We start from the raw sequence: 6,000 nt of genomic DNA, 5'->3' as shown, positions 1-6,000 counted from the left end.
CCGCACTCCGACCTGGTCGGCGAACAGGATCACCGCGCCCTCGTCCTCGGCCCGCTTCGCCAGCGCCGGATACGTGGCCTGGACCCACTCGGCCAGAGGGGTCGGGGTGCCCGGCTGGCGGACCGTGCCCGCGACAACGGGTGGGTGCAGCCCGACTGACTGACATCGCACCGACTGTCAACGGTCATCAGGACCAAAGGGGTAGGGCTCACTGGCCATTGACACAGGATCAACGCCTTGACTGCCTCGAACGATCTCCTCATCAACGACCGGCATGGCGAACAAGTGTTGGCAAACAAGTGTTGACATCTTCGGCTCGTCGATCGAAGGTTATGTCAACGCGCGTTGGCATACGGGCGTTTGACATCGCGTAGAAGAAGGAGCGCAGATCATGCACATCGTGAACGAACACCTCAACCCGCGCACTGCACCACTAATCGCGCCCGGTGCCACCGCCTATCTGCTACTCGCGGCCGAGGTCGACCGGCGGCCGATGTTTCTGCCCGCCAGCCGCAACAAGGCGCGCCTCGTCCTCGAGAGCAAAACAGCGGCGGCAGATCTCGCGCAACTCCCGGAAGTTGTGCGCGCCACAGTTTTCCGGGGCTTCGCCCACCTGGTCTTCGGCCAGAATCATCGGCTGCTGCGCCACGCTGCCGCCGCGGACGGCCTGCGGCCAGCTCGCTATGATCTTGTAGTCCTGATCGAGGTCGCCGATCCAGCCGCGATCGATACACTGCGCTCGCACTCGGACTACCGCCAGCTGTCTGACCTGGTGGCTGGCACGGCCGACCGCATTTTCGAGGTTGCCGCGCTCAACGCGCGCAACATGGGCGATGTCGATGCCACCCGGCAAGGAGTGTTCTTGTTCAACTTCTTCTACGGACAAGACGAGAAGGAACTCATTCCGGTTTGGGAGTACACAGCGGGCTGGTGGGCGGTGAATACAGGGTTGGACAACTCCCGGGTCATGCAGCCACTCCCAGGGGAACCACGCGACTACGGCATTATCAACCACTGCCGATGGGATCGGCTGCGCGACATAGCGCCGCAGATGATCTTCCGGCCGTCGTTCCGCCGGTTCGTCCTGGCCAACTTCGCCGCCAACAACATCTCCGCCCAACCCGCTCTCTACCGACTCGCATGACGCGACCCGACAGCTTCTGCCCGCAAGAACCAGCCGCAACCGACACACCAGTCTCCGCCTCTGCAGCGCAATCGTGACCTTCGCTGCGCTGGGGAAGCCGGAAGCGGGCAGATCTGGCAACAAGCCAAATGCTCATGAGTGGCGAAACGATGTGTGGTCGGTGCAATGGGCACACACTGACAAGCTCTCCGAGTCCGAGCTGCGCGACGCCCTAGCCGGGATCGAGTGGTTGCGTGAATGTGTTCGCTACCTCACAGACGTAGGCGGGCTGATCAGGGATGAGAAACTCGGTGACGATGTGAAGCTGCCGTGGCAGGAGGCGCCATGGTGGATGCCTGAGTGGGGCGACCCGGAAACCGCGATCCTGCGAGTGCGGGATGTGAAGGTGCCAGACAGCGTGTAGGCATGAGCTCTGCCGGTATCATGGCTGTCATGCAGCAGGACCGTAAGGACACCAAGGAGCGGCCGACAGAGTCGACGTCGCCCGAGGGTGTGCGCTACGCGGACCAAGAGAAGGCGCTTCAGGCCGCTGACAAGCTGTCCGGGCGCTGGTCTGACCTGCTCGAACGCTTGGCACGTTGACGATCGAGTACTTAACGGTCGACACGATCGTTCTCATAAATCAGCGATACGGGGGCGAAGGCGCGGGTCTTGTCGATCGGGCGGGCCTCGAGGCGGCCGTTCATCGTCCGCAATCAGGATCTGGTGATACGGACTTCTTCCCCGATCTCTGGTCGAAGGCGGCTGTACTGCTACACGGCCTCGCCAGCACCCAGTACTTCTCGGACGGCAACAAGCGGACCTCCTGGCTTGCCGCCTTGACCTTCCTGGAGGTCAACGGGGTAGAAATCCGGTACGTACCTGGCATCGAGGCTGAGCCATTCGTCCTTGCCGTAGCGACAAGTGCGTTTTCGGTGGAGCAGGCAGCTGAGTGGTTCAGGTATCAGAGGGTGTCGGAGGCGCGTCTGATCTCCGCGATGTTGTGTGATCAAGTCAGCGTCAATGGCACCTTCGACATCCGAGGAGGCGGGATCACCTACATGCTGGTAAAAGACGTACCCTGCCGGGCGTCGATCACGGCCGCAGTGATCGTGTCGGCCGAGTTCGGCACCGGAGACAGTGTGGTCGTCACCGGTCGAGTCTTCGGTCCGGGCGGGGAGCAGGTGGCATTAATCGATCCGGCCGGGGGAATCCACACAGAAGTTCAGCACCTCTGCCACCTGGACAAATCCGGTCCAGCGGTGGACGGCGAGCCGTGGCAGCAGAATCTCTGTTTCCCGTACGTGATGCAGCCCGCCCGGCTGGGTCGGCACCGTCTGGAGTTGTCGATGGTCCGCGGCCATGGCTCGCCCAAGGCCGTCGTATCGCTGCCGTTTGCGATTGCGCGCTTCGCAGACGCTGAGCTGGACTGAGTACGCAGAGAGTACGCAGCACGTTCCCGCATAGTGCTCACTGTCAAACGTCGCCAGCGGCGATTCTGCAGGTGAGGCCCACCTGGTCAATATCGTCATCTACGGCAAACGCCGTGCAGGCAGTCCGAGCTGTACTTCGACGTGTAAGCCCTTTCGGGCCGCCAAGGTCCTCCGTCCGCAAAAGGATTTAGCGAGTCCGCGTTCGGCAACAGTAGGGGTAGGCGCGGACAGTGGCTGCGGACTACGCGTTGCTCCAGGCGGGGCTACCGTAGACGTTGAGTTTGTCGATACCGTGGTCGGCGGAGAAACCCAGTCCGACCCCTGAATAGCGCCAGGTCGCCCCGGTCGACTCCGCGGCCCGTGCGAGCGCATCGACGGCTTCAGTGGTGCCGTGGTGCCGGGAGGCGAGTTCGCGCGCGAGTCCGGTCAGGTCGTTGTCGCGGCGCCCGAGCAAGGAGAGCCCGAAGCTGGGGGCGTCCGCGCCGCGCGTACAGCACACGAATAAGTCGTGCTGATGCAGTTCGGTCGCCTCTAGGCCGGACTGAGCGAGTTCGGCCAGTGCCTCCCACGCCGGATGGCCGAAGTATCGGACCAGCTTCATCGGCACGGCGGCATCACCGTTCCGGGTTCGCAGGTAGATCTTGTACTTCACGTCGCCGTGCGCGTCCACTTCGAGCGCGGCGATCACTGGCTTGATCAGTTTCTCGTGGTCGGGTACCGGCACCAATCCGGCGAACGCAGGCCAGGCATCGCACAACCGGCGCAGCCCTCCGGCCACGATCGTCGGATAGCCGTACACCTTCAAACGGGCAATATGCTGCGGCACCGCGGCATGATGGACAACGCCTATCCAGGTCGCGGAGCGATGCCGAGGGGCAACCGTCGCGGGATCGGGGTACAGCGTAGTGACGAAGGACTCCAGCATGTCGGCGACCGCCTCGTCTCCGTTCGGAAGCCATGTGACCAGATCACGGATCGCGGCGACCTGCGCGGCGAGGCGAGCGGCGAAGTGCGTCTCTTGGGTCTCCGTCTCGGTGGCGTAACGGACGACAGGCGCCACCTTCCCTCGACTGCCAGACACGCTCGCTTCGAACGGAAGGCCGGAGACGGTCAGCAGACTGGCGCGGTGTCCATCCGGCCCTCGCTCCTGGAGTTGCCCTCCGCAGGCGCGTTCCATGATCGCGCGGATCGGCGCAGGATCGCAGTGGACAGCCAACCGGTCGGCCAAGTCGACTAGATAGTCTCCCGCCGCTCTAGACGAGGCCATGGTCAGCGTCGACCGTTCCGGATCGGCGCCGCGGGGGGCGAAGAGCTCGGGACCGGCCCGGCGAGGGCCGCCCGCGCGAGCGGGAGGTGTGCGTTGACGTGTTCCAGGCGATGGGCCGAGCGCAGCTGTGCGAGCCGATCCAAGTCGGTGCCGTAGAGTCGCCGGGTCAGCGCGGGGTCGAGGTCGTTGGAGCCATAGAGGTAGGGACGGCCGCCCAACTCGAGGCAACGTTCCAGAAGGCCGCCGAAGACCGTTCGAGTGGCGGCGACGGCGTCCGGGTCGCGGTGCACCGACGTATACAAGCCCACCCCGATCGATACGGGGGCGGTGCCGCCCGGCGTGAAGGGAAACTGGACCGCGTCGGGGGGACGGCGCACGATCAGAATCCACCACGTTTCGAGTCCGCGGTTCGACGGAGCTCGGCGCCGTAACGTATCCACGGCCGCGAGCATCGGCGCGAGCGTGCCGGCGGGCACGAGGTAGTCGGTGCATAGGCGCACATGGTCGGGAGGTGGCGCAATGGTCCGCGCGGTGCCGTAGTTGCCACGCAACGACAGATCGGAAATGATTGCGCAGTCCGCGCCGCCACACCGCTTCGGACCGCTGCCATGCCATCCGGTAGCGGTGTGGATCATGCCGGATCGGACCGACGCGTAGTACACGTCGATATCGTCGCGCTGCGCAATCTCTTCTGTGTGCTTCACGAGGTCGGTCAATGTGTCGTGCCGTGTGCGGTGTAGGTGGGTGTCGCGGCGGTATGGCACCGTGCGCAGCACCGCCCGTTCGATCAACCCAATGGTCCCCAGGCCGCCGAGTGCGAATCGGAACAGCTCGGGATGGTCGGTGCGTGAGCACCATCGGCTGGTCCCGGTGCCATCAATCAATTGGATTCGTTCCACGTGATCGACCTGCATGCCGTGGCTAATCGAGTCGATTCCGATGCCGCCGACCGAGAGGGTGCCACCCACCGACATATGCAGGTAGTCGGGAAGTACCGGAATCGCCGCGCCGCGGCGATTCAAATATCGCTCCAAGCCGTACCAGCTCATCCCGGCGGGAACCTCGATCAGGCCATCACCGAGCTCCCGCACTTGCTGAGCAGCGGCCTCCGGCGCGTAGGTGACGAGCATGTCTCCCTCGGTGATGGTCTGTCCGTCGCAAGAGTGCCCTGAGCCGCGCAACGTCAACGGCTGTCCCGAGCCGAGTAGCGCGGAGGGAAACGCAGAGGGCATCCGGTGGACCGCCCTCGGGACGGCGCGCCGGATGCCGCCGAAGTCGGTGGTGAACGATTCGATGGGGGCCTCACGGATCTAGCGGTCTCACCTGCGGGAAGTTGGTGTCGACCCGAGTATGAGTGCTTCCCATTGCTGGGGATTATGGTCCGCCGGGGTGCCGCATTCTGGAAGTGGCCGGCCGAGGCGCCCGGCGATGGTACGAGTCAGGGGCGACTGGGCGGTCGCTGCACATGCGGGCGTTCTGCCCCGTGGATGAGTGAGGATTGATGAGAGAAGTCCACCCCTACGTCCGCGCGGGACTCAGCATGGCCAGGGAGCTGCGGCACCGCATCGCTGACATGCGCGATCGGGCGGATGCGATCGTCGCGCGCCGACCATCTCCCAGTGGGTTGGTCATACCCGAGGTCGACGCGAAGGGACGGCTGCGGGATCTCTACCTGGCACCCGGAACCTGCGCCCGGTTCGCCAATCAGGAACTCGCCGCCGAAATCTTGGCCGCTATCACCGAGAGCGCCGAAGATGCCCGACGGCAATACCATTTCGCTATGAACAACCCCGACAACCTGCCGCGACCCTTCGCTGACGTCATGAAGGAGTGGCAAACCGGCAGCGATCCGGTCCCCAACTTTGGGAAGGCGGAACAATAAACGCGAGATAGCAGGCGGGAGGGATCGACGGAGCATGCCCAATTACCTGGATGTTGAGCCAGATCAGCTACGCAGCATCGCGAAGCAGCACGATCTGCTCGCTGCGGACATCCGGAAGTGGGGCGAGATCCCACATGACTGGCTCGCCGACTTCGAACACACGTATGGCATGATCGCCGACCCCGTGCGCGCGGCGCTGGTGGACTATTACAACAGGCGCCACGAGTCCGCGGAGCGTCTCGCCGCAAAACATGAGCGTACGCGCGACGAATTGCTCGCGACTGCCGAAGCTCTC

General features: G+C 64.2%; 7 protein-coding genes and 1 pseudogene. 6 read left to right on the top strand and 2 right to left on the bottom strand.

Annotation, left to right across the window (positions count from 1 at the left end):
- Nucleotides 1–400 precede the first annotated feature (400 nt).
- From ACWEO7_RS24355 to ACWEO7_RS24340, 4 genes are all read left to right on the top strand, one after another.
- Nucleotides 401–1,144, top strand: coding sequence for a hypothetical protein (locus ACWEO7_RS24355; RefSeq protein ID WP_452426363.1), 744 nt, complete (start codon nt 401–403; stop codon nt 1,142–1,144).
- Between the two features lie 73 nt (nt 1,145–1,217).
- Nucleotides 1,218–1,547 carry a hypothetical protein gene (locus ACWEO7_RS24350; RefSeq protein WP_452426361.1) on the top strand — a complete coding sequence of 110 codons (330 nt, stop codon included), beginning with the start codon at nt 1,218–1,220 and terminating at the stop codon, nt 1,545–1,547.
- 29 nt (nt 1,548–1,576) lie between these two features.
- Entirely contained in the window at nt 1,577–1,726 is a 150-nt protein-coding gene (locus ACWEO7_RS24345) for a hypothetical protein (RefSeq protein ID WP_452426359.1), read from the top strand.
- Nucleotides 1,723–2,556, top strand: coding sequence for a type II toxin-antitoxin system death-on-curing family toxin (locus tag ACWEO7_RS24340; RefSeq protein WP_452426358.1), 834 nt, complete (start codon nt 1,723–1,725; stop codon nt 2,554–2,556). The genes ACWEO7_RS24345 and ACWEO7_RS24340 overlap by 4 nt, the downstream gene beginning before the upstream one ends.
- 241 nt (nt 2,557–2,797) lie before the next feature.
- Here the strand turns inward: ACWEO7_RS24340 and ACWEO7_RS24335 are convergent, their stop codons facing one another.
- Together ACWEO7_RS24335 and ACWEO7_RS24330 are read right to left on the bottom strand one after the other, a co-directional pair.
- Nucleotides 2,798–3,616, bottom strand: a complete 819-nt coding sequence (locus ACWEO7_RS24335; RefSeq protein ID WP_452426356.1) for a hypothetical protein — start codon at nt 3,614–3,616, stop codon at nt 2,798–2,800.
- A gap of 209 nt (nt 3,617–3,825) precedes the next feature.
- Entirely contained in the window at nt 3,826–5,055 is a 1,230-nt protein-coding gene (locus tag ACWEO7_RS24330) for an FAD-binding protein (protein WP_452426354.1), read from the bottom strand.
- A gap of 308 nt (nt 5,056–5,363) precedes the next feature.
- Between ACWEO7_RS24330 and ACWEO7_RS24325 the strand changes: the two genes are divergently transcribed.
- Nucleotides 5,364–5,705 (top strand): hypothetical protein, encoded by a 342-nt coding sequence (locus ACWEO7_RS24325; RefSeq protein WP_452426352.1) that lies wholly within the window; start codon nt 5,364–5,366, stop codon nt 5,703–5,705.
- A gap of 34 nt (nt 5,706–5,739) precedes the next feature.
- Nucleotides 5,740–5,976, top strand: a pseudogene (locus tag ACWEO7_RS24320) (type VII secretion target); the annotation flags it as partial.
- Nucleotides 5,977–6,000 lie beyond the last annotated feature (24 nt).

This window comes from Nocardia sp. NPDC004260, from assembly GCF_053603155.1.
This window is presented reverse-complemented; position numbering and strand designations above follow the sequence as displayed.

Bases quoted from the DNA above. Each gene is read 5' to 3' on its own strand.
- ACWEO7_RS24325 (WP_452426352.1), top strand. From the start codon at position 5,364: ATGGCCAGGGAGCTGCGGCACCGCATCGCTGACATGCGCGATCGGGCG.
- ACWEO7_RS24345 (WP_452426359.1), top strand. From the start codon at position 1,577: ATGCAGCAGGACCGTAAGGACACCAAGGAGCGGCCGACAGAGTCGACG.
- ACWEO7_RS24330 (WP_452426354.1), bottom strand. From the start codon at position 5,055: ATGCCCTCTGCGTTTCCCTCCGCGCTACTCGGCTCGGGACAGCCGTTG.